A 24,412-nucleotide genomic window follows, 5' to 3' on the forward strand; every position below is an offset into this window, starting at 1 on the left:
TGAGCAGACCGCCGGTGCCGGCGGCCGTAGAACGGTGTCCCCGGGCCGCGAGGGCGGCCCGCCGAGCAGGCAGGGAGCACGGATGGGGACCGGCATCGAGGCCATCAACGCCTACGTCGGGCGTGCCTGCGTGGACGTCGAGTCACTGTTCCGGGCGCGCGGGCTCGACCTCGCCCGCTTCGGCAATCTGATGATGCATCAGAAATCGGTGAACCTGCCCTGCGAGGACGCCGTCACCAACGCGGTCAACGCGGCCCGCCCGCTGCTCGACGCACTCACCTCCGCCGAACGGGACCGGATCGAACTGCTGGTGGTCGGCACCGAGTCCGGTCTCGACCTGGGCAAGCCGATCAGCACCTACATCCACCACCACCTGGGGCTGAACCCCCGCTGCCGCTCCTTCGAGGTGAAGCACGCCTGCTACGGCGGCACCGCGGCACTGCGCACCGCCGCGGGGATCGTCGGCTCCGACCCGATGCCCGGCGTGAAGGCCCTGGTCATCGCCACCGACGCACCGAGCGCCGCCTCCCGGGGCACCTACTGGGAGCCCTCCGAGGGCGCCGGCGCCGCCGCCATGCTGATCGGCGACCGCCCCGGCATCCTGGAGCTCGACCCGGGCGCGGCCGGTTACCACACCTACGAGGTGATGGACACCGCCCGGCCCCGGCCCGACCTCGACGTGGTCGACTCCGACCTCTCCCTGCTGTCGTACCTGACCTGCCTGGAGCAGAGCTTCGGTGCCTACCTCGACCGGGTGGCCGGCGCCGACCTGCGGGAGAGCTTCGCCCACCTGGTGCTGCACGTCCCGTTCGCCGGCATGGTCAAGGGCGCGCACCGGATGCTGGTGCGCAAGTACCTGGGGATGTCGCCGCGCGACGCCGAGGCCGACTTCGAACGGCGGGTCGGCAGCAGCCTCGGCTACGGCAGCCGGGTCGGCAACCTCTTCTCCGCCTCGCTCTACCTCGCGCTGTGCTCGCTCATCGACTCCCGGCCGGCCGAGGGCCCGCAGCGGATCGGGCTCTTCTCGTACGGTTCGGGCTGCGCCTCCGAGTTCTTCAGCGGGGTGGTCGGCGGCGGTGCCCGGGCGGACCTGGCGCGGTTCGGCATCGGCCGGGCGGTCGCCGAGCGCAGCGAGCTCGACACCGCGGAGTACGACCGGCTCGGCGAACTGAGCGGTGACCGGGCGTTCGGCGTCCAGGAGCGCGTCTTCGACCCGGCGTCGTACGGCGCGGTGTACCGGGAGCGGTTCGAGGGCGCCGGCCTGCTCGTACTGGACCGGATCGAGAACTTCCATCGCCGCTACCGGTGGAGCTGACCATGGACTGGACGACCCTGAGCTGCCGCGCGGACGGTCCGGTGCTGCGGGTGACGCTCCGCCGGCCGGACCGGCAGAACGCCGTCGACGCCACCCTGATCGCCGAGCTCGGCAAGGCGCTCGACCTCGCGGAGCAGGACGGCGCCTGCCGCCTGGTCGTGCTCGACGCCGAGGGCACCACCTTCTGCGCCGGGATGGACATGCGCGAGGCCGCGCTGGGCCCGGCGGCCGACACGCTCGGCGACCCGGCCGCCGCACTGGGCGGCGCGGCCTTCTTCGCACTGCTGCGGCGGTTCACCACCACGCCCAGGGTGCTGGTGGCGACAGTGGACGGCCGGGTCTCCGGCGGCGGCGTCGGACTGGTCGCGGCCTGCGACTTCGTGCACACCACCGGCCGCAGCGGCTTCGGTCTGCCCGAGTTGCTCTGGGGCCTGCTGCCGTGCAGCGTGCTCCCCTTCCTGGTCCGGCGCACCGGCCACCAGCGGGCCGCCGCGATGACCCTGAGCACCCTGCCGCTGACCGCCCAGCAGGCCATCGCCTGCGGGCTGGCCGACGAACTGTCCGACGAAGCGGGCCAGTTCGTGCGCCGCCTGGCCGGTCGGCTGGCCCGACTGGACGGCACGGTGATCGGCGACGCCAAACGCTACCTGGGCGGCCTCGCGCCGATCGGCGAGCAGCAGGGCGAGCGGGCGGTGGCGGAGTTCGCCCGGCTGATGTCCCGGCCGGAGGTCCGTTCCGGCATCGAGGAGTTCGCCCGGAGCGGCCGTTACCCCTGGGAGCGCTGAGCCGCCCGTCGGCCTGCCGCAGGTCCGGCCGGTCGCCGGTCTGCGTCCGCAGACCCGTCCGCACACCCGTCCGTCGGCCTGCCCGCAGGCCCGTCCGCCGAGCCGCCCGCCGACCCGCAAGGAGTGACCGCATGGCGACCGTATGGGCCTTCCCCGGTCAGGGGTCCCAGCGCAAGGGGATGGGCGCCGGACTGTTCGAGGAGTTCCCCGACCTCTGTGCGGAGGCGGACGGGATCATCGGCCGCCCGGTGCGGGAGCTCTGCCTCGGAGCCGACCGCCGACTGTTGCAGCAGACCCGCTACCTCCAGCCCGCCCTGTTCACGGTCAGCGCCCTCATGTACCTGCGGCGTGCCCGGGAGGACGGTCCGCCGGACTTCCTGATCGGACACAGCCTCGGCGAGTACGCCGCCCTGTTCGCCGCCGGCAGCCTCGGGTTCGCGGACGGGCTGCGCCTCGTCCGGGCACGCGGCGAGATCATGGGCCGGGCGACCGGCGGCGGGATGCTGGCCGTCGTCGGCCTGGAGTCGGACCGGCTCCGCGCGGCCCTGGACGGTCCCGGCGCCGCGATGGTGGCGGCCGGGGTCGAGATCGCCAACCACAACTCGCCCGACCAGACCGTGCTCTCCGGTCCGGAGGACGCCGTCCGTGACCTGGCGGACGTGCTGAGGACGGCGGGTGCGGCCAAGTGCGTGCTGCTGAACGTCGGCGTCGCCGCGCACTCGCGCCACATGGCGGGCGCGGCCGAGGAGTTCGGCGCACTGCTGCGGCGGGTGGACTTCCGCGAGCCCCGGGTGCCGGTGGTCTCGAACGTCACGGCCCGACCCCACCTGCCCGGCGCGATCGGTGAGTTGCTGCACCGCCACCTGCTCCGGCCGGTCCGCTGGTGGGACAGTCTGCGGTACCTGCGCGAGCAGGGGGTCGACGCGCTGGTCGAGCTGGGCCCGGGGAGCGTGCTCGGCAAGCTGTGGGCGGTCGCCGAGCAGCACCTCCCGAAGGGTGCGCCCGAGGCGCGCCCGCCGGTGACACGCCTGCCCGAGGCGCGTCTGCCCGAGGGTGCGCGCGAGCTGCGTCACCGGCCCGTGCCGACGATCACGCCGGAGCGGCTGGGCGCCGCGAGCTTCCGTGCCCGGTACGGGCTCCGGCGGGCCTACCTGGTCGGTTCCTCCGGTACGGGAGTGGGCTCCGTCGGGCTGGTGGCAGCGCTCGGCCGGGCCGGGCTGATGGGGTTCCACGACACCCGGCCCGGCGCGGTCGGCCCGGGCACGGCACCCGGTGGTGCGGTGGCCGGTGGTGCGCTGCTGGGCGGTGTGCCGCTGGGGGGCTCCGGGGTGGAGGCCGCCATGGTGGACGCCCTGCTGGGGCAGGGGGTGGACCGGGTGGAGTCGGACCATCCGCTCGGACCGACCCGCGAGTTGGTGCGCTTCCGCTGTTCGGGTGCGCACCTCGACGCGTCCGGCCGCCCGGTCGCGGTCCGGCACGTCCTCGCCCGGGTGCACGGTCCCGACCACGCCGCGGCCTTCCTGGCGCCACCCGCCGACGCGGTGCTCGACGCGCTGGTCCGCGACGGGGACCTGACCGACGAGGAGGCGGCCGCGGGCCGTCGGCTTCCGGTCGCCTGCGACGTCTGGACCGACGCGGGCTCCGGCTGGCGCGCGCACGTCGCGGACACCGGTCAACTGCTGTTCTCGGTGAGGAAGGCGGCCGAACGGGCGGCTGCTGCACACGGCTACCGGGAACCGCTGCACGTCGGCGTCGGATCCGGTGTCGGCGGCCCGGTGTCGGCGGCCGCGGCCTTCGCCCTCGGCGCCGACTTCGTCGTCACCACCGGGATCAACCTGTGCGCCGAGGAGTCGCCCGTACCCGTCGCCGTGCGCTCCCTGCTGGCGGCGGTAGGGCCGGCGGACACCGGGTGGGCGCCCGCCGCCGACCACTTCGAACTCGGCGCCCGTGTCCGGGTGGTGCGCCGCGGCACGCTCTTCCCGGCCCGGGCCAACCGGCTGCTGCGGCTCTACCGCACGCACCGGGCGTACGGCGACATCGACTTCCGGACCAGGCGGCACATCGAGAGCGCCGTACTCGGCCGTCCCTTCGAGGAGCTGTGCGAGGGGTTGTGCGCGGAGCTGCGGGTGACGGGCCGACCGGTGCCCGACGGGCCGCGGCAGCGGATGGCGCTGGCCTTCCGCTGGTATCTGGAGGAGTCGGCGCGCTGGGCGCTCCGCGCCGAACCCGGTCGCGCGGCCGACTACCAGCTGCGCTGCGGGCCGGAGTTGGCGGAGTTCAACCGGGCGGCGTCCGCGTCCGCATCGGCAGCCGGGGCCGGGGCCGGGGCCGGGGCCGGGGCCGGGGTCGGGGTCTGGGTCGGGGTCGGTGGCTTGGCACCGTCCGGCGGACCGGACCGGAGCGTGGCCGGGATCGCCGACTGGATCATGTCCGGGGCCGCCGAGCTGCTGGCCCGGGGCCTGCACGGTGCTCAGTTGTGAGCAGACCGGCCACGGGGCCCGGACTAGCGTCGCGCGCAGCGGCGGCCTGCGTCCTCCGGCCACGGAGGACCCGTCGTCGCCGGCTTTCGAGACGACCGTCCGACACATCCGGGGTGGGCCGCCATGGACCTGAACGCGCGTACGACGGGAGCGGAGCCGACGGGGCCAGGGGAGGTGGCGCCCGTACCGTTCGACCCGCCCGTACCGTTCGACCCGCCGGTGGTGCTCGTCTCGGCGGCGGGCCGTGACACGCTGCTGCGGTACGCGGAACGGCTCCGTGACCACCTGGCCCGCCGTGCCGGAGCGGGGCCGACGGACCTCCTCGCCCGGATCGCCTGGACCACCCAGACCGGTCGGGTGGCGATGACGCACCGGATCGCCCTGAACTGTGCGCGAGTCGACGAGCTGGCCGATGCCCTCGACGCCTTCCTGGCCGGCCGGGCGCACCCCGGCCTGCGCAGCACGGTCGCGGACCCCGGACGGCACGGTGACGTCGCCGACCCCGCCCGGCCCGGTGGTGGGCAGGCGCCACCGCGCACTGCGGCCGAGGCGGTGGACCGCTGGCTGGGCGGCGCGGACCTGCCCTGGCACACCTACTGGGCGACGCCCCCGGGGCGGGTCGAGCTCCCCGGCTACCCGTTCGCCCGTCCGGGGGCGTCCGGCGGCACCCAAGCGGCCGACGGTGGCGCAACCCCTGCGGCCGGGGATTTTGGCCCCGACGAGCGTGCCGGCGCCGACGGGCCTGCCGTCGACGCGACCATCGTCGAGGATTCCGCGGTCGGGGATTCCGTGGCCGGAGAGTCCGTGGCTGGAGAGTCCGGGGTCGAGGGGGCCGTGGTCGGGGAGCTTGTCGAGTTGCTGCGCCGGGCCTACGCGGAGGTGTCCGGCCTGCCGGCGGCCGAGGTCGGTGCCACGGTGCCCTTCGACCACTACGGGCTGACCTCGTCGCAGGTCAACCGGCTCAACACGGTTCTGGAGCACGAGCTCGGCGAGACCTCGCGGACCCTCTTCTTCGAGCACCGTGACCTCGCCGGGGTCGCCGGCGAGCTCGCCCGCAGACGTCGCCGCCCCGCCACCCCGGGGGCACCCGCCGCTCCGGCAGCTCCGGCAGCTCCGGCAGCTCCGGCAGCGCCCGCAGGGGCCGAGCCGGCGGAGCCGGGCGGTTCGGCCGGGCCGGTCGGTGCCGACGACCGGGCGATCGCCGTCATCGGCCTCGCCGGACGCTACCCGCAGGCCCGTGACCTGGACCAGTTCTGGGCGAACCTCTCGCAGGGCCGCGACTGCGTCACCCGGCTGCCGCCGCACCGGCACCGTCCCGGCTGGCCGGTCGACCGGATGTGGGGCGGCTTCCTCGACGACGTCGAGCACTTCGACCCGCTGCTGTTCGGCATCACCCCGAGGGACGCGGCTCTGATGGACCCCCAGGAGCGGATCTTCCTGGAGACCGTGTGGGAGCTGCTGGAGGACGCCGGCTACACCCGTGAGCGACTGCGCGAGCAGCACCGCTCGCGGGTCTCGGTGTACGCCGGGTCGATGTACGCCGACTACACCTTCTTCGGTGTGGAGGAGTCGCTGCGCGGCCGCCCCGGGTACTCGGGCGGGGCGCTCGGCAACATCGCCAACCGGGTCTCGTACCTGCTGGACCTCAACGGCACCAGCCTCACCGTCGACACCATGTGCTCCTCCTCGCTGACCGCGCTGCACCTGGCGGTGCAGGAACTCCGCCGCGGGGACTGCGAGCTGGCCATCGCCGGCGGGATCAACCTCTCGTTGCACCCGAACAAGTTCATCCAGCAGCGTGAGATGCAGCTGACCTCCTCCAGCCTGCGCTGCCGCAGTTTCGGGCTGGGCGGGGACGGCTTCGTCCCGTCCGAGGGCGTCGGTGTGGTGCTGCTCAAACCGCTGGCCCGGGCACTGGCGGACGGCGACCGGGTGCACGCCGTGGTGCGCGGTACCGGCGTGGTGCACGCCGGCCGGACGAACGGGTACATCGTGCCGAGTCCGGTCGCCCAGGCCGAGGTGGTGCGCCGGGCCCTCGACGACGCGGGGGTCGAGCCGTCCTCGATCGGGTACCTGGAGGCGCATGGCGCGGGCACCGCGCTCGGCGACCCGGTGGAGATCAACGGGCTGCAGCGGGTGTTCGAGTCGCCCGAGCGGTCCGTCGGCTCGCTGCCGATCGGCTCGGTGAAGTCGGTCGTCGGCCATGTCGAGGCGGCCGCCGGCATCGCCGGGCTGACCAAGGTGGTGCTGCAGCTGAAGCACCACCGGTTCGCTCCGTCCCTGCACGCGGAGGAGCTCAACCCGAACGTCGCCTGGGACGAGGTGCCGTTCCGGGTCCAGCGCGAGGCCGCCGAGTGGCCGGCGCCCGAACCGTCCGCCGCCGACGGCCGACGGGTACCCCGCCGGGCCGGGATCAGCTCCTTCGGTGCGGGCGGGACGATCACCCATGTGGTGCTGGAGGAGGCGCCCGCGCCGCCGGAGCCGTCACTGCGACGACCCGGCCGTCCCGAGCTGGTGGTGCTCTCCGGCCACGACGGCCGCGCACTGCGCGAGCTGGCAGGACGCTTGGCGGACCGGTTGCGCCCGGTTCCCGGGGTGGCGGACAGGCCCGCGCGGCCCGCCCCCGACACCGGTCCAACTCCCGTCCCCGTCCCGGCCCCCGACACCGGTCCGACCCCCACCCCCGACACCGGCGGCCTGCTGGCCGAACTCGCCCGGGTCGCCGCCGGCGGCGCAGGCTCCGCCGCGACGGCCAGGGAACTCGCCGCCCGGCTGGTGCGGACGTTCGGCGGTACCCCGGCAGCGGCCCCGGACGGGCCGGCGCTCCGCGACCTCGCCTACACTCTCGCGGTCGGCCGGGAGCCGCTGCGGGAACGTGCCGCGATGGTCGTCCGTGACCACGCCGAACTCCTCGCGAAGCTCGACGCGTTGGCCGAGGGACGGGCGGGCGCGGCGGTGCTCGGCAGGGTGCCTGCGGGTGCGCGCGGCGAGGCGGCCGGGCCGCACGACACCGCCGGGGCCGGCCGGACCGACCTCGCCGCGCTGGCCCGGTCCTGGGTCGCGGGCGACCGGATCGACTGGCAGCGGCTGTACCGGGACGATGCGGGCCGGCTGCCCCGGATCGTCTCGCTGCCGACCTACCCCTTCGCGCGGATGCGCTGCTGGGTGCCGGAGACGGCAGGTCCGGTGTCAACCGCTCTCTCCGGAACGGCCCTTGTGTCCCGGCCTGCGGTCTCCGCGCCGGAGCCGGAGCCGGACCAAGAGCTGGAGGTAGTGCCGGTGCCGGTACCCGGGCCCGTGAATCCTGTGGTGACCGCAGGGCCGGAGACCCCGCTGCTCCGCCGTACCTGGGTCGAGTCGCCGCCCGCGCCTGCCGGCGTCCCCGCGACCGTCGTCGGGGGGCCGGCCGGTGGAGTGGTGCTCTGCCTGTGCCACGAAGCCGGGGAACCGCTCGCCAGGGCGCTGGCCGCGTCCGGGCCGCACCGCGTCCTGCTGGTCCGAGCCGGTGCGGACCGGGGCGACGGTGTGCCGGGCTACCGGGACGGTGCGGAGGCGGCTGCCGTCACCCGCCGCCTGCTGGAGCAGCACCCCGATCTGTGCGGATGGATCGACCTGACCGCGCTCCGGCCGCCGACAGAGGGCGCCTTGGACCGGACGGCCGGGCTGCGCGTCGTCCAGACCCTGCTGGCGGGCCGCCCGACGGCCGCCTGGCGCGGGCTCCAGGTCGTCCGGGGCCTGCAGGCGCTGCCGGAGCCCGACCCGGTGCCCGCCGACCTCTCGGGAGCCAGGACGGCGGGCTTCCTGCGGGTGCTCGGTGCCGAGTACCCACGGCTCGACGCGACCGTGCTCGACACCGACCTGACGGTCGGGCAGGAGCGTGAACTGGCGGCCGCGGTCTGGGCCGAGTGGCAGCGACCGGAACCGCAGGCGGAGGTCGTCCACCGCTCCGGCCGACGCCTGCTGCCGGTCCTGGCGGAGCTGGCGGCACCGCACCGGCCGTTGCGGCTGCGCCCGGACGCCACGTACGTGGTCACCGGGGGCACCCGGGGGATCGGCGCCAGGGTGGCCCGCCACCTGGCGGACCGCGGCGCCCGGCGGATCGCGATCACCGGTCGGCGACCGCTTCCCGACCGGCCCCTCCCGCAGGACGGCACGGTGCTCCGACCGGCGGCCGCCGAGGCCGTCCGCACCATCCTGGAGCTGGAGCGCGCGGGCGTCGAGGTCGACTGGTACACCGGCCCGCTGACCGACCGTCCGGCGGTCGGCGGGTTCCTCGACCGGCTCCGGGCACGGTTCGGGCCGATCGCCGGGGTGGTGCACTGCGCCGGGGCGGTGGGTGCCGGGAACCCCGCCTTCGCCCACAAGTCGCCCGCCGACATCGCGGCCACCTTCGAGCCGAAGGCGGACGGGGTGCAGGTGCTGGCCGGACTCTGCGACCGGGACCGGCCGGACTTCTTCGTGCTCTTCTCCTCGGTCTGCGCCGCCGTGCCGCGGCTGGCCACCGGGGTCACCGACTACGCCGCCGCCAACGCCTGCCTCGACTTCGTGGCAGCCGAGCGGCTGAAGTCCGGCCAAGCCTGGTACCGCTCGGTGAACTGGCCGATGTGGCGGGAGAGCGGCTCCGGCAAGGGCGGCCGCAACGTCTGCGAACCGGTCGGCCTGGCCGCCCTCGGCGACGACGAGGCGCTGCGCATCCTGGAGCGGGTCATCGCGATGCCGTCCGGCGGCACCGTCCTGCCCGCACCCCCGCTGGCGGGTCCGGTCGACCCTGCCGTGCTGCCGCTCGCTGAACTGCCGCTCGCCGAACTGCCCGGCAGGGTGCAGCCGGCGCCGGCCCCCGCGGCACCAAGGGCTCCGGGGGAGCCGAGTGTGGCGTGGCTGGCCGGGGTGTTCTCGGGGGTGTTGGGGATCCCGGTGGGGGAGCTGGACGCGGGGGTGGAGTTCGGGGACCTGGGTGTGGAGTCGGTGATGCTGGGTGAGTTGTTGCTGCGGGTGGAGGAGGGGGTGGGGCGGCGGTTGCCGCCGTCGTTGCTGTTGGACTTCCCGACGTTGGACGAACTGGCTGCGGAGTTGGCCGCCCAGGGCCACCACGTCCCGCAGGCCCCCGCCCCTGCCGCCCCGGCACCGGCTCCGCACCCCGTCGCTGCTCCCGTTCCTGCCCCCGCCTCGGCACCGCACCCCGTTCCGGTTCCCGCCCCTGCCCCCGCCTCGGCTCCGCACCCCGTCCCGGCACCGGCCGCCGCTTCCGTCCCTGGTCCCGTCCCTGCTGCCGTCGCGGCTCCGGGGCCGGCCGACACCCGGATCGCGATCATCGGCATGGCCTGCCGCTTCCCCGGCGCGCCGGATCTGGCCGGGTACTGGGACCTGCTCACCGCCGGCCGGTGCGCCGTGGGCGAGGTGCCCGTCGCCCGCTGGGACCCCGCCGAGTGGTACCGGCCCGGGTACGAGCTCGGCCGGACGGTCAGCAAGTGGGGCGGATTCCTGGACGGCGTCGAGGAGTTCGACCCGGAGCCGTTCGGTCTCGGCGACGAGGAGGCCACCCACCTCGATCCCGCGATCCGGCTGTTCCTGGAGGCGGCCGCGGGCTGTCTCGCGGACGCGGGGTACGGGCCGAAGGGCCTCCGGGGCCGCGAGGTGGCGGTGTTCGTCGGCGGCCGGATCTCCTCGTACGGCCGCAGGGCCGGCTGGCGGGCCGGTGTGCTGCAGTCCGACCAGAACTTCATCGCGGCCCAGGTCGCCCACCGCTTCGACTTCCGCGGGCCCAACCTCGTGGTGGACAGCGCCTGTTCGTCCTCGCTGGTGGGTGTCCAGCTGGCCTGTCGCAGCCTGCTGGCCGGGGATGCCGAGGTCGCGCTGGCCGGCGGCGTCGAGGTGCTGCTGGACGAGCAGCCGTACCTGGAGTTCAGCGCGGCGCGCGCGGTGTCGCCCACCGGCCGGTGCCGGACCTTCGACGAGCGGGCCGACGGTTTCGTCCCCGGTGAGGGTGTCGGCGCGGTGCTGCTCAAGCCGCTCGCCGCCGCGCTCGCCGACGGTGACCGGGTGCACGCCGTGATCGAGGGCGTTGCCGTCAACAACGACGGCCACACCATGGGGTTGACGACGCCGAGCCCGCAGGCGCAGGCCGCGGTGGTCCGGCGGGCGCTCGCCGCCGCCGGCCGCAGCGCCGGCGAGGTCGGGCTCGTGGAGGCGCACGGCACCGGCACCATGATCGGTGATCCGATGGAGCTGCAGGCACTCACCGAGGTGTTCCGGGAGAGCACCGACCAGGTCGGCGGCTGCGCGATCGGCAGTGTCAAGTCGAACCTGGGACATCTGCTCAGCGCGGCGGGGATGGCGGGACTGATCAAGGTCGCACTCTGCCTGGAGCACGGCGTGGTGACACCCACGCTCTTCTGTGAAAGGCCCAACCCGCGCTTCGAGTTCGGTAGTTCACCGTTCCGCCCGGCGGCCGGGGCCGCCCCGTGGCCCGCGGACGGACGGCGGCGGGTGGCCGGGCTGAGCTCGTTCGGGCTCGGCGGCACCAACGCCCACCTGATCGCCACAGACCTGGACACCCGGCTGCGCCCGCCCGGTGTGCCGGTGCGCGAGCCGCTGCCCGCCCCGGTGTTCCGCCGCCGCCGGCTCTGGTTGGAACGCGGCCCGGTGCAATCGGGTCATTCTGCTGTACGGTCAAGTGCCGTTCAAGAAACCGACGTTCAAGTCTCCTCGATCCTCGAACTGGACTTCGTCCCGGGCGTGCCCCTGGCGACACCGGAAGGACCGCGATGAGCACTACCGAACCCGACCGGTCGGCCACCGAACCCGCGGAGCCCGGTCCGGCCGTCCTGACGCAGAGTCAGATCAGGCTGGCCATCGGCGGCGTGATGGTCGGCATGCTCCTCTCCGCGCTGGACCAGACCGTGGTGGGCACGGCGCTCCCGCGGATCGTCAGCGACCTGGGCGGCCTCGACAAGCTGCCCTGGGTGGTGACGGCGTACCTGCTGACCTCGATGGCGGTCACCCCGCTCTGGGGCAAGCTCTCCGACCTGTACGGCCGCCGGCCGGCCTTCCAGGCCGCCGTCGTCATCTTCCTGCTCGGCTCGGTGCTGTGCGGGGTGGCCCAGAGCCTCGGCCAGCTGGTCGTCTTCCGGGCGCTCCAGGGCGTGGGCGGCGGTGGCCTGTTCGTGCTCGCCCTGAGCGTGATCGGTGATGTCGTCCCGCCGCAGGAGCGCGGACGCTACCAGGGCCTGTTCGGCGCCGTGTTCGGGCTGGCGAGCGTCGGCGGACCGCTGGCGGGCGGCTGGTTCACCGACGGCCCCGGCTGGCGGTGGGTGTTCTACCTCAATGTCCCGGTCGGCCTGGCCGCCCTGGTCGTGACCACGCTCGGGCTGCGCCTGCCGGTCGCGCGCCGGAGCCACCGGATCGACTACGCGGGCGCGGGCCTGGTGGTGGCGGCCGTGACCTCCCTGCTGCTCTACCTCAACTGGGCCGGGAAGCAGTACGGCTGGGGCGCACCCGGCCCACTCGCGCTGGTCGCCGGATTCGTCCTGCTCACCGTCGCCTTCGTCCTGGTGGAGCAGCGGGCGGCCGAACCGGTGCTGCCGATGAGCCTGTTCCGCAACGGCGTCTTCAGTATCGGCGCGCTGTTCGGATTCGCCACCGGAGCCGCGATGTTCGGCGGGATCGTGTTCCTTCCGGTCTACCTCCAGGTCGTCCAGGGCATGTCGCCGACGCGCTCCGGACTGGCCATGCTGCCGGCCATGTTCGGGCTCATCGCCACCTCCATGTACTCCGGCCAGATGATCAGCAAGACCGGCAAGTACAAGATCTTTCCGATCTGCGGCGCGCTGGCGCTGGTGGTGGCCATGCCGCTGCTCGCCTCCGTCGGGGTGGACACCCCGTACGGGCTGGTCGCGCTCTACTCGGCGCTGTTCGGCGCAGGCGTCGGCCTGACCATGCAGACCATCGTGACCGCCGTGCAGAACAGCGTGCCGCTGAAGGACATGGGCGCCGCCACCAGTGCGGCCAACTTCGCCCAGCGGCTCGGCGCGGCCGTCGGCACCGCGGTGCTCGGGGCCGTCCTCGCCTCCCGGCTCGCCACCCACCTGGCCGAGCAGGTGCCCGCCGACGCGCTGCCGGCCGCCGGCTCGGGAGCCCGGCTGGGCGCGAACGTGGAGGCGGTGCACGCCCTGGCGGAACCGCTCCGGCACCAGGTGCTGACCGCGTTCTCCGACGCGCTCTCCGACGTCTTCCTGACCTGCGTGCCGATGGTGCTGGTGGCCCTGGTGGTCTCCTTCTTCCTGCGCGAGAGCTCCCCCAGGCCCCAACCCGCGGCCCCCGCCGCCGACCAGGCCGGGGCGGCCGGCCGGGGCTGAACCGGCGGACTGCTCAAATCTGCACAGACGTCGCAGCGGGGCACGCCTAACGTCCATGGAGGACGTCGACACGGCGCGCCCCGCTGCCTGTTGTGGCAGCGCTGCCGCAGGCCGGGCGCCCGGAGGACCACGACCCCAGCCCAGGAAGGGCATCGCCCATGACCGACCAGCCGCGCCCGCACACCGCTCCCGGAGCCGTGCCGCTCCCGGCCTCGCACCAGAGCCCGGTCCCGGCGGACAAGCTGCTGCACTCGGGCAACGCCGGGTTCATCATCGCCCGCAGCGCCCAGCTCAAGTACGAGCACCGCGAGGACGGCCGGAAGCTCTTCGCCGACGTCATCGGCTACATGAACCAGGCCGACGTGAACGGCGCCTCGTTCTTCTTCTACGAGGAGGCGTTCGGGGTGCAGGACCGCATCCACTGGCTGATCCACTGGAAGTCGCCGAACGACTACGCGCTCAGCCTGCACATGGTCGACCACGACGAGAAGATGATCGACCTGCTGGAGTCCGACCGGGTCGTGGACGACGACGGCAGCGGCGCCTGGGGGCGCGCCGTGGTCGAGGGCACCGTCGAGGAGCGCATCCTGGTGCCGCAGCACGGCCTGGTGCACGACGAGGGCGGTCACGCCGGGGACACCTGGGTCGACCCGGCCTCGCACCAGACCTCCGTCGCCGACGAGCTGCTGCTCAACTCGGCGAACGCCGGGCTGACCGTGCACCGGACCGGCCAGGCCAGGCACGAGTTCCGCAAGGAGGCCCGCCACTACGCCTTCGCCTGGCAGAACTACGTCAACGAGCGGCTCGCCGGCGCGGTGACCTCGTACCTCTACGAGGAGACCTTCGGCGTGATGGACAAGCTGCACTGGCTGATCCACCTGCGCTCGTTCGCCGACTACCAGGCCCTGCTGGACCTCGAACGGCACGACCCGGACTTCCGCCGGCTCTTCGAGAAGGAGTTCATCACCGCCGCCAAGGGCGGCGGCAGTTGGGGCCGCACCTTCCTGGACGGCAGCATCGCGGACACCCTGCTCCTGCCCCACCAGATGCCGACGCCGGCCTGACGGCGCCCAGGAACTCGACGGGAGAGGGGCGCGCCATGGAGGCGTGGGTGTTCACCGGCCAGGGCTCGCAGCGCAGGGGCATGGGGGCGGGGCTCCTGGAGCGGTACCCGGAGCACTGCGCCACGGCGGACCGGGTGCTCGGCCGTTCCGTCCGGGAACTGTGCCTCCAGGACCCGGACGACCTGCTGAGGCTCACCCGGTACGCCCAGCCCGCGCTGTTCGTGGTCAACGCGCTCGGTTTCCTCGCCGCCCGGGAGGAGGGCGGCGCGCCGGACTTCCTGGCGGGCCACAGCCTCGGCGAGTACGTGGCGCTGTTCGCGGCGGGCTGCTTCGACTTCGAGACCGGTGTGCGACTGGTTGCGCGGCGGGGCGAGTTGATGGGCGAGGCGGGCGGCGGCGGCATGGCGGCCGTCGTCGGCCTGGCCGCCGAGCAGGTCGTCGCGCTGCTGGCCGACGGTGGTCTCACCGAGGTGGACGTCGCCAACCACAACTCGGCGACCCAGGTGGTGGTGGCCGGTCCGGCCGAAGCGATCCCGGCGGTGCGGGAGCTGGTCCGCCGGCACGGCACCGGCCGGTGCGTTCCGCTCAACGTCGGCACGGCCTTCCACTCCCGGCAGATGGCGGACGCCGCCCGCCGCTTCGCCCGGTTCCTGGACGGCTTCCGGCTGGCGGACCCGCAGCTGCCGGTGATCTCGAACGTCACCGCCGAGCCGTACCGGCCGGGCACGGTGGCCGAGTTGCTCGGCCGGCAGATCGACAGCCCGGTGCGGTGGCGCGAGAGCATGCACGAACTGCTCCGGCAGGGCGTGTCCGAGCTGCGGGAGATCGGACCGGCGCGGGTGCTCACCGCGTTCTGGGAGACGGCCCGCAGCGAACCGCGCCTCCCGGCCCGTTCCGCCGCACCACCCCTGCTGCCCGCCGGTCCGGCACCGCTGCGGTCGCCTGCGGTGCCGGTGCCGGTGTCGCTGCCGCTGCCGCTGCCGCTGCCGCAGGCAGGGCCGGGCCAGGCTCCTGACCCGGATGCCGCAGCCCTCGGCAGCGCCGAGTTCCGCCGGGACTACGGCCTGCGCTACGCCTACCTGGCCGGCGGGATGTTCCGCGGGGTCGCCTCGACCGCGCTGGTGGTCCGACTGGCCCGGGCCGGGCTGATGGGCTACCTCGGCGCCGGCGGGCTCGCCGGGCCGGAGGTCCGCCGGGGCCTGGAGGTCATCCGTGCCGAGCTGGGTGCCGACGGCGCGTTCGGTGTGAACGTGCTGCACAGCATCGACGAGCCGGGGCCGGAGGAGCGGCTGGTCGACCTCTGCCTGGAGTACGGCGTGCGGTTCGTGGAGGCCGCCGCCTTCACCGGTGTCACCCCGGCCCTGGTGCGGTTCCGCTTCACCGGCGCGCACCGCGGCGCCGACGGCCGTCCGAGGGCGGTCCGGCACGTGCTGGCCAAGGTCTCCCGGCCCGAGGTCGCCGCCGAGTTCCTGGCGCCCGCGCCGGAGGCCGTGGTGGCGCGGCTGGTGGCCTCGGGCGGGCTGACCCGTGCGGAGGGCGAGGCCGCCCGGCTGCTGCCGGTCAGCGGGGACCTGTGCGTGGAGGCCGACTCCGGCGGCCACACCGACGGCGGCGTCGCACTTACCCTGGTCCCGTCGCTCGGCCGGCTGCGGGACGAGCTCGCCGCACGGTACGGCTACCCGGAGCGGGTACGGGTCGGCGCGGCCGGCGGCCTCGGCAGCCCGGAGGCGGTGGCGGCGGCCTTCCTGCTCGGCGCGGACTTCGTGGTCACCGGCTCGGTCAACCAGTGCACGCCCGAGGCCGACACCTCAGACGCGGTGAAGGACCTGCTCGCCACGCTGGACGTCCAGGACACCGCCTACGCGCCCGCCGGGGACCTCTTCGAACTCGGTGCCAGGGTCCAGGTGGTGCGGAAGGGCACCCTCTTCGCCGCCAGGGCCAACCGCCTTCACCAGCTGTACCGGCAGCACGGCTCGCTCGCGGACCTGGACGAGGCCACCAGGCGGAGCCTGGAGCGCACCTGCTTTCGCCGGCCCCTGGAACAGGTCTGGAAGGAGACCCGCGAGTACTTCCTCGGCATCGACCGCGCGGACCAGGTGGAGCGGGCCGAGCGCGACCCCAAGCACCTGATGGCGCTGGTGTTCCGCTCCTACTTCGCCCGGAGCAACAGCGCGGCCCGGGCCGGCGATCCGGCCGAGCGGGCCAACTACCAGATCCACAGCGGGCCGGCCATCGGCGCGTTCAACCGCTTCGTCCACGGCACCGAACTGGCCGACTGGCGTGCCCGGCACGTCGACGCCGTCGCCGAACTGCTGATGTGCGGCGCCGCACGGACCATCCGTGAACGGTTCGCCGCACTCGCGCGGGACTGAGCCGCAGCACTCCGGTCCGTGCCGTTCCCTGCTGCGGACGGCCCGCTGCCGGGTCGTCCGCTGCCCGGCACCTGCACCGGCTCCGCCGACGTGCCGGCACCGAAGTACCTGCACCGGCCTCGCCGATGTACCTGCACCGAAGTACCTGTACCGGCTTCACCGAAGCACCTTCACCGACGCACCTTCGAGGGAGAGACCATGACCGCCTCGGGCACCTCCGTCCCGTCCGCCCTGCACCAGGCCGGCCTGCCGGTCGAGAGCGTGCTGCACTCGGCCAGCGCCGGCGTCATCGTCGAGCGGGTCGGCCAGATCGCGCCCGGACGTGCCGATGCCGCCCGGGCGGTGGCCCGCGAGCTGGCCGAGTACATCAACACCAAGCACGGGCAACTGGCCACCGCCTTCGTCTACGAGGAGACCTTCGGGACCAAGGACCGCCTGCACTGGCTGCTGCACTTCCGCTCGCTGACGGACTACGAGGCACTGCTGCACATGGGCGGCCCCACCGACCTGCGCAACGGCGTCTTCGGCGGCGCGGTCGCCGAACGCCACGGCGACGCCTGGAACGAAGCGTTCGTACCCGGAAGCGTGCAGGAGACGGTGCTGCTGCCGCACCGGTGGGGGATCTTCGGCACGGCGACCGAGACGATGGCGCAGGACCCGTCGATGAGCCCGATCAGCGACGGCACGCCGCCGAGGTTCCTGGTGCAGCCGGCGCAGCAGCAGACCGCGACGCCCCCCGAGCGCACGCTGAACACCGCGACGGCCGGTGTGATCATGCGGCGCACGGTGGACTTCAACTACGCCTTCCGCGCCGAGGCCCGGGTCTTCGCACGCACCATCGCCGAGACCGTCAACCTGAACGCGGACGGGCAGGCCACCGTGCTGCTCTTCGAGGAGCCCTTCGGACCGATGGACCGGGTGCACTTCCTCATCCACATGAAGTCGCTCGGCTCGCTCTACACGCTGATGGGCCTGGACGCCCGGACGGACCCGCAGGCACCGCGCGCGGGCTACATCCAGGACTGGATCTCGGCGGACAGGGGCGGCGGCTCCTGGGACCGGATCATCGTCCAGGGCAGCACCCGGGACAGCGCGCTGACGCCCCAGCTCTGGCGCTGAGCGCCGCCAGCTGGACCGCGCCCGTCGAACCGCGCCCGTTGAACCGCATCGGTCGATCCGCGCCCGCAGGACGGAGTGTGCCCGCAGGACGGAGTGTGGGGGGGCGCCCGCCGGGGGGGGGGGCCCCCGCGGACGCGGGGGGCGCCGCGGGGGGGGGCCCGGCCGGCCCCACCACGGGACCGGAGCACCGGCTAGAGCGCACCGGCTCCGGTGAGCGAACGGACCTCCAGCTCGGCGTACTTGGCCGCCTGGTCGGCCTCGCCCCGGGAGAGCAGGGTGCCCGCCCAGCCGAGCAGGAAGCCGACCGGGATGGAGACCAGACCGGGGTTCTCCAACGGGAACCAGGCGAAGTCCGCGTGCGGCAGCAGCGAGGTCGGCTTGCCCGACAGCACCGGCGAGAAGGCCACCAGGACCACCGAGGTCAGCAGGCCGCCGTAGATGCTGCACAGTGCGCCGCAGGTGTTGAAGCGCTTCCAGAAGAGGCTGTACAGGATGGTCGGCAGGTTGGCCGAGGCGGCGACCGCGAAGGCCAGGGCGACCAGCGCGGCGGTGTTGAGCCTGTCGGCGAACATGCTCAGCACCACGGACACCGCGCCGATCCCGAAGGCGGCCAGCCGTGCCGCCCGCAGCTCCTGCTTCTCGGTCGCCCGGCCCTTGCGGATCACCTGGGCGTACAGGTCGTGCGCGAACGAGGAGGACGAGGCCAGGGTGAGTCCGGCGACCACGGCCAGGATGGTGGCGAACGCGACCGCCGAGATCACCGACAGCAGGACGGCTCCGCCGGTGCTCCCCGCCCCGCCGCCGAGCCGCTCGGCGAGCATCGGCACCGCGGTGGTGCCGGCCGGGTTGGACGCCTTGATGGCCTTGGGGCCGACCAGCGCGGTGGCACCGAAGCCCAGCACCACGGTCATCAGGTAGAACGCACCGATGATGACGATCGCCCAGTTCACCGAGTGGCGGGCCGCCTTGGCGGTGGGCACCGTGTAGAAGCGGACCAGGATGTGCGGCAGGCCCGCCGTCCCGAGCACCAGGGCGACGCCCAGGCTGAGGAAGTCCAGCTTGCTGACGGAGGTCGCGCCGTACTTGAGCCCGGGCTCCAGGAAGGCCGAACCCTTGCCGCCGGCCCGGCCGGCCGCGTCGAGCAGGGTGGAGAGGTTCCAGCCGAAGCGGTGCAGCACCAGCACGGTCACCAGCGCCGTACCGGCCATCAGCAGCGCGGCCTTGACGATCTGCACCCAGGTGGTGCCCTTCATGCCGCCGACCGTGACGTAGAGGATCATCAGCGCGCCCACGCCGAGGATGATCAGTCGCTTGGCCGTGCCGCCGTCCACCCCGAGCAGCAGCGCCACCAGCGAGCCGGCGCCGACCATCTGCGCGAGCAGGTAGACGATGGAGACCACGATCGTGGAGATCCCGGCGGCCGTGCGCACCGGGCGCCGGCGCATCCGGAAGGCCAGCACGTCGGCCATGGTGAACCGGCCGGAGTTGCGCAGCGGTTCGGCCACCAGCAGCAGCGCCACCAGCCAGGCCACCAGGAACCCGATCGAGTAGAGGAAGCCGTCGTAGCCGAACAGCGCGATCGTCCCGGTCACGCCCAGGAAGGAGGCGGCGGACATGTAGTCGCCGGAGATCGCCAGGCCGTTCTGGAAGGCCGTGAACGAGCGCCCGCCGGCGAAGAAGTCGGAGGTGCCGCTGGTGCGCCGGCCGGCCCGGAAGGTGATGCCGAGGGTCACCAGGACGAAAGCGAGGAAGATGCCGATGATCAGGGACCGGTGCGCGCCCGCGCCCGCTCCTGTCGCCAGGGACATCCGGTCGAGGGTCACCGTGCGCACGTGCAGCCTTCCGGGTCGCGGCCGCCCCGCCGGGCGCCCGCCTGGTGGTCCTGGGTGTCGTCGAACTCGGCCCGCGCCCGCTCGGCCACCGGGTCGAGCCGGGTCGCCGCGTACCGGGTGTACAGCCAGGCGATCAGGAACGTCATGACGAACTGGAGCAGCCCGGCGACGAAGGCGACGTTGACGGCGCCGGCGACCCTGACGGCCATCAGGTGGTGCGCGTAGCCCGACAACAGGACGTACGAGAGGTACACGGCCAGGAAGAGCACCGTCATCCAGGCCGCGAACCGCCGGTGGCGGCGACGCAGCAGGGTGACGGCCTCGCCGTCCGCGACGGCCTGGTACCTGGTCAGGCGGTCCGCCTCGCGCTCGGCGGACGATCGGCAGTCACAGGGCGCATCGGCCCGTGAACTCCCTTGGGGTGGACTTGTGTTGAGCATTCGTTCTCCGTGAGGTGGTGCGCGGTCCTGGCCGGACGACCCGGCCGCCGGGCCGGCTCTGCGGCGGGGCGGCATGCGGGTGCGATGGCCGGCGACCGGACCGACGAGGGCACCGGATGAGGCCGACGGGTGGTCGGGGAGCGGTCCGCCGGCGTGAGTGGATCGGCCGGCGGGGTGCGTTCCGGGGAAGTCCGTCCGGGTCTCATCGCACCAGCCGCGGACACCGGGCGGCAACCGGCCGGCCGTACTTGGACCAGACCTTTCGGTCCGTCAGCCCTGTCCTTTCGGTGCCGCCGCCGCAGGTGTTACGGCCGTCGGGTGCCGGTCACGGCTGTCGGGTGCCGGCCAGTACCGCGGTGAACCGGTCCAGCTCCGGACGCCACACACGGCGCACGTTCATCGGGGCGGGTTCGGTGTCGCCGGGCAGCAGGAAGCGGAAGGAACTCCACAGCAGGTGGTGGCGGACGCCGGCGATCCGCTGCACCGCGTCCGGCCGGCCGAGGGTGTGCACCAGCCTGCCCGGCCGGTGGCGCAGGACCTCGACGTCATGGACGTGGACGGCACGGGCGGTGGCGGTGACCAGGTAGGAGTCGCAGACCACGCCGTCGAACAGGACGCTGGTCACCCACGGGTTGCGGCCGAGGAAGACACCGAAGGTGGTGATCGGCGGATCCGCCGGGTCGATCAGCCGCACCGCCTCCTCGACCTGTCTCACCATCGTCGCCTTGCGCAGTGCCATCCGCCGTTCCTCCCTGCCGTCGCGGCCCGCCGCGGCTCGGGCGGCGGGCGTGGTCCGGCTGCCCAACCTAGGGAGCGGCGGCGCGGGGCGGATGACGGTCGGTACCGAAGGCTTTCGGCGCCTGTGGACCTTTCGGTCGGCACACGGGTCTCTGCGGGCGGCCCGGACACCGGCCGGGGGCCGTGCCCGCTACGGTTCGGAAGCCGGGGCAGCGGCTTTGGCCGCCTCCCGGCACAGGCTCTCCGCCAGCCGGGACCGCCCGTCGATACCGAGCTTGCCGTAGGTGTTGGTGAGATGGACCTCCACGGTGCGCAGCCCCACGAAGAGGTGCTGGGCGATCTCCCGGTTGGTCATGCCCTTCGCCGCCAGGCCCGCGACCCGCCGCTCGGTGGGGGTGAGCGCGTCCACGCCCTGGAAGGCGCGGGTGCGCGGCCGGTCGCCGGCCGCGCGCAGCTCGTCCAGCGCGCGCTCGGCCACCGCGTCCGCGCCGAGCCGGTGCGCGACGCTGGCCGCCCGGCGGAGGTGGTCCCGGGCCTCGCCCGCCCGGCCGGCCAGCCGGAGCCGCGCGCCCAGGTCGGCCAGTGCCTGTGCGTAGCAGAGCTGTGCGGAGGTCTCCGCCAGCTGCCCGCTCGCCTCGGCGAGCAGCTCCAGCCCGCGCGCGCCGCCGGTGACCAGGCCCGAGGCGCGCAGCGCCACGCCGACGATCTCCGGCACACCCCACTCGCGGGCCATCCGCAGCTCCTCCTCGGCCGCCTTCCGGGCCGCGTCGGTCTCCCCGAGCGCGAGGAGGGCCAACGCGGCCTCGGAGCGCCACGGCAGGACGCCCGGCCCCGGCATGCCACGGGCCTGCGCCCGCCGCCCGCACAGCAGGAAGTCGGCGAGGCCGTCGCGCAGCCGGCCCTGGGCGACCCGCAGGCGGCCCCGGACCAGCAGCACGTAGTCGTTGGTCCAGTGGCCGTTCAGGTCCCCGGACAGCCCGCCCCGCTCCAGGAGTTCGGCCGCGTACTCCACCTTGCCCTGCTTGGTCAGGGCGTCCATCAGGATGGCGAGCGGTGTGATGCAGTGACTGTGCCGCAGGTCTATGCCCGTCTCCTCCAGGGCCTCCAAGGCGTTCGCCGCATCGGCGCGGCAGTCCGCCACCCGGCCGAGCCGGCAGTGCACCCTGGCCCGCGCGCTGCTGGCGACCGCGTACGCGAAGCCGGATCCGCGTTCGCGGGCGGCGTCGACGGCTGCGTCGGCGTACATCAGGGCCGACTCCGAGCGGCCCGCCCCGCCGAGGGCGAGGAGCGCGCCGATGTACACGCCGGATTCGTCGTCCACCGGATTCAGGCCGTGGCCCAGCGCCTGCCGGGCGTACCGGACCGCCGCTTCGGGGTCGCTGCCCGTCATCACCTCACGCAGGCTCAGCAGCGCGGCCAGCGGTCGCTCCGCCGTGCCGCCCTCGGCGTCCTCGGGGCCCAGCTCGTGCAGGCGCCGCAGCACCGAGGTGGCGGAGGCCGCCTGACTCAGGCTGCCGTAGATGAAGTCCACCTCCAGGCGCAGCGCGTTGCCGGGGTCCAGCTCGTGCAGCGCCGCGCTGGTAGCGGTGAGCACGGCCAGTCCCTCGGGATACCGGTCGAGCGCGAACAGGGCCGCGGACAGCCGCCGGGCGGCCGCCGTCCGCTCGACCGGGTCGCGGGACAGGTCCAGGCCGCGCTGGAAGTGGCCGACCGCAGCCGGGACGTTCGAGGCCAGCTCGGCCCCACCGAGGCCGATCAGCAGGGTTGCCCGGGTGGCCTCGGCGAGCGGCTCGCGCAGCGCGCGGCGCAGGAACACCACGGCCTGCTCCGGCCGGCCCTGACGGGTCGCCTGGGACGCCGCCCGGCGCAGCACGTCGGCCGTGCCGTCGAGGCCGGCCGGACCGCGCATCAGATGCCCGGCGACCTCCGTGAGCGGGCCGTCCCCCTCCAGCAGCAGCCGTGCGGCGCGGCCGTGCAGCTCCTGCCGGCGGCTCGGGCGGACGGCGTCCGCGACCGCACCGGCGAGCAGCGGGCAGCTGAAGCCGATCTCGTCCTCGGTCCGGACCAGCAGACCGGCGTGGACGAGGGCGTGGACGGCGTCCTCGGCCACCGGCTGGGACAGCCCGGCGACCCCGGCGACCAGGCCGACGGCCGACCCGTCGCCGCCGAGCACCGCCGTGGCCCGGACGACGGCGACGGCGTCCGCACCCGCCGAGGCGACCAGCCCGAGGACGGCGCGGCCGACCTCCGGTGGCAGCAGGCCACCGAGCTGCTCCGCGGTCAGCGATCCGAGGTCCGGCCGCGCCGCGCCGACGGCACCCAGGAGGGCGTGCAGCAGGTAGGAGTTCCCGCCCGTCGCGGTACGGCAGGCGGCCGCGAAGGACGGTGCGACCCCGGGGCCCAGCGTCCTGTGGACGATCGCCGCCACCGCCTCCTCCCCCAGGGCTGGCAGGGCGAGGCGGTGGCGGAACAGCCGGTGGACGGCGGCGAGCCGGTCGGCGGATCCCGGATCGGCGGCCTCCAGCGCGGCGGCACCCGGCGCCAGCGTGGCGAGCACGGTCAGCGGCAGGTTGCCGGCCCGCCGCAGGAGGTAGTGCAGCCAGCGCAGCGAGGCCGGATCGACCCAGTGCAGGTCGTCGACGACGAGGACCAGGCGGCCGCGCTCGCTGAGGCGCACCGCCAGCCAGTACAGACCGTTGAGCAGCGCCTCGTCGGCCGGGACGGCTCCCCCGGTCGCCGCCTCCGCCGACGGTTCGAGCAACCTGGCTGCCGCCGTGGCGTGTCCGGCGAACAGCGCCTGCCGGGACTGCTCGGACTCCCCGGCGACGGCGCGCTCGAACAGCTGCCGGACGACGCCGAAGGCGAAGCCGCGCTCCGACGCCTCCCCGGACGCGGCCAGCACGAGGTCGCCGTCCCGGCGCACCCGGTCCAGCGCGGCCCGCAGCAGAGCGCTCTTGCCGCTCCCGTGGTCGCCCTCGACCAGGACGCCGGTACCCGCGGTGTCCTGCTCGGAGAGCACCCGTACCAGGGTCTCCACCTGGTCCTCACGGCCGATCAGCACGGGCACCCCCGACGGCTCCGGGCGCGGGCCGCCCGGTGGACGTCCGGCCGGTGGCGGCAGGGCGGTGGCGGACAGGGGTGGAACGGGGTGTGGGGGTACAAGATCGCTCGACGATGACTCGGGGACGGGCTGTCTGGGTCCGGTCGCGGCCGCCCGGGCCGTGCGACCGTGGCCGGGGGCGGCCCTGCGCAGGCTCGGGGAGCGGTGGACACCGGCGAGCACGCGCCGGTGTGGGGACCGGCAGCGCTCGCTCACCGCGGATTCTGCCGCCCGGCCGCCATCCGTCTGTAAGTGATCGGTAATCGGCCGGCCGGACCCGTCGGTCCCGGTCGCCCAGCCGGCCCGTGGGCGGAGCGCGCGGCCCCCTCCCCTGTCGGGGGCCGTGCGCTCCGAGAACCCCCGCCGTCAGCCCTCGGCGTTGCCGGAGGGGAGTTGGGACTGGATCAGGTTCATGACGGAGGAGTCGGCGAGGGTGGTGGTGTCGCCGACCTCGCGGCCTTCGGCGATGTCGCGGAGCAGGCGTCGCATGATCTTGCCGGAGCGGGTCTTGGGGAGTTCGCTGACGACCTTGATCTGCTTGGGCTTGGCGATCGGGCCGAGGGTGCGGCCGACGTGGTTGCGCAGGTCGGCGACGAGTTCGGCGCTGTCGGTGGCGGTGCCGCGCAGGATGACGAAGGCGACGATGGCCTGGCCGGTGGTGGGGTCGGTGGCGCCGACGACCGCGGATTCGGCGACGGCGGGGTGGCCGACGAGGGCGGATTCGACCTCGGTGGTGGAGATGTTGTGGCCGGAGACGAGCATGACGTCGTCGACGCGGCCGAGGAGCCAGATGTCGCCGTCCTCGTCCTTCTT

General features: G+C 74.3%; 12 protein-coding genes and 1 pseudogene. 8 read left to right on the top strand and 5 right to left on the bottom strand.

The features are described 5' to 3' along the window. Positions 1 to 82 precede the first annotated feature (82 nt). The 8 genes from ACFC1R_RS32705 (at position 83) to ACFC1R_RS32740 (ending at position 17,489) form a co-directional block, all read left to right on the top strand. On the top strand, positions 83 to 1,315 hold the full coding sequence (locus ACFC1R_RS32705) for a hydroxymethylglutaryl-CoA synthase family protein (protein WP_375944883.1): 1,233 nt from the start codon (positions 83 to 85) through the stop codon (positions 1,313 to 1,315). 2 nt (positions 1,316 to 1,317) lie between these two features. Next, positions 1,318 to 2,100, top strand: a complete 783-nt coding sequence (locus ACFC1R_RS32710; RefSeq protein ID WP_375944885.1) for an enoyl-CoA hydratase-related protein — start codon at positions 1,318 to 1,320, stop codon at positions 2,098 to 2,100. Positions 2,101 to 2,231: 131 nt separating this feature from the next. Then, complete coding sequence (fabD, locus tag ACFC1R_RS32715; RefSeq protein WP_375944887.1) at positions 2,232 to 4,580, top strand: ACP S-malonyltransferase; 2,349 nt, start codon at positions 2,232 to 2,234, stop codon at positions 4,578 to 4,580. 123 nt (positions 4,581 to 4,703) lie between these two features. Beyond that, positions 4,704 to 11,348, top strand: a complete 6,645-nt coding sequence (locus ACFC1R_RS32720) for a beta-ketoacyl synthase N-terminal-like domain-containing protein (RefSeq protein ID WP_375944889.1) — start codon at positions 4,704 to 4,706, stop codon at positions 11,346 to 11,348. Further along, positions 11,345 to 12,934 carry an MDR family MFS transporter gene (locus tag ACFC1R_RS32725; protein WP_375944890.1) on the top strand — a complete coding sequence of 530 codons (1,590 nt, stop codon included), beginning with the start codon at positions 11,345 to 11,347 and terminating at the stop codon, positions 12,932 to 12,934. The genes ACFC1R_RS32720 and ACFC1R_RS32725 overlap by 4 nt, the downstream gene beginning before the upstream one ends. A 158-nt stretch (positions 12,935 to 13,092) precedes the next feature. Continuing rightward, positions 13,093 to 13,998 (top strand): DUF6039 family protein, encoded by a 906-nt coding sequence (locus ACFC1R_RS32730; protein WP_375944892.1) that lies wholly within the window; start codon positions 13,093 to 13,095, stop codon positions 13,996 to 13,998. 35 nt (positions 13,999 to 14,033) lie between these two features. Next, a complete protein-coding gene (fabD, locus tag ACFC1R_RS32735) occupies positions 14,034 to 16,370 on the top strand; it encodes an ACP S-malonyltransferase (protein WP_375944894.1) in 2,337 nt (778 codons plus the stop codon). 198 nt (positions 16,371 to 16,568) lie between these two features. Continuing rightward, positions 16,569 to 17,489, top strand: a complete 921-nt coding sequence (locus tag ACFC1R_RS32740; RefSeq protein ID WP_375944896.1) for a DUF6039 family protein — start codon at positions 16,569 to 16,571, stop codon at positions 17,487 to 17,489. A gap of 191 nt (positions 17,490 to 17,680) precedes the next feature. Here ACFC1R_RS32740 and ACFC1R_RS32745 read toward each other — a convergent pair whose 3' ends face one another. The 5 genes and pseudogenes from ACFC1R_RS32745 to ACFC1R_RS32765 form a co-directional block, all read right to left on the bottom strand. Further along, positions 17,681 to 19,297 carry a cation acetate symporter gene (locus tag ACFC1R_RS32745; RefSeq protein ID WP_375944898.1) on the bottom strand — a complete coding sequence of 539 codons (1,617 nt, stop codon included), beginning with the start codon at positions 19,295 to 19,297 and terminating at the stop codon, positions 17,681 to 17,683. 11 nt (positions 19,298 to 19,308) lie between these two features. Beyond that, positions 19,309 to 19,761, bottom strand: a complete 453-nt coding sequence (locus ACFC1R_RS32750) for a DUF485 domain-containing protein (protein ID WP_375944900.1) — start codon at positions 19,759 to 19,761, stop codon at positions 19,309 to 19,311. A 325-nt stretch (positions 19,762 to 20,086) separates the two neighbouring features. After that, the gene (locus tag ACFC1R_RS32755; RefSeq protein ID WP_375944902.1) at positions 20,087 to 20,500 is read right to left on the bottom strand and encodes a hypothetical protein; all 414 of its coding nucleotides are present in this window, start codon (positions 20,498 to 20,500) and stop codon (positions 20,087 to 20,089) included. Positions 20,501 to 20,689: 189 nt separating this feature from the next. Continuing rightward, complete coding sequence (locus ACFC1R_RS32760) at positions 20,690 to 23,566, bottom strand: AAA family ATPase (RefSeq protein ID WP_375944904.1); 2,877 nt, start codon at positions 23,564 to 23,566, stop codon at positions 20,690 to 20,692. Positions 23,567 to 23,965: 399 nt separating this feature from the next. Continuing rightward, positions 23,966 to 24,412: pseudogene (locus ACFC1R_RS32765) on the bottom strand (acetyl-coenzyme A synthetase); the annotation flags it as partial.

The organism is Kitasatospora sp. NPDC056138 (assembly GCF_042264695.1).
Classification (GTDB): Bacteria; Actinomycetota; Actinomycetes; order Streptomycetales; family Streptomycetaceae; genus Kitasatospora.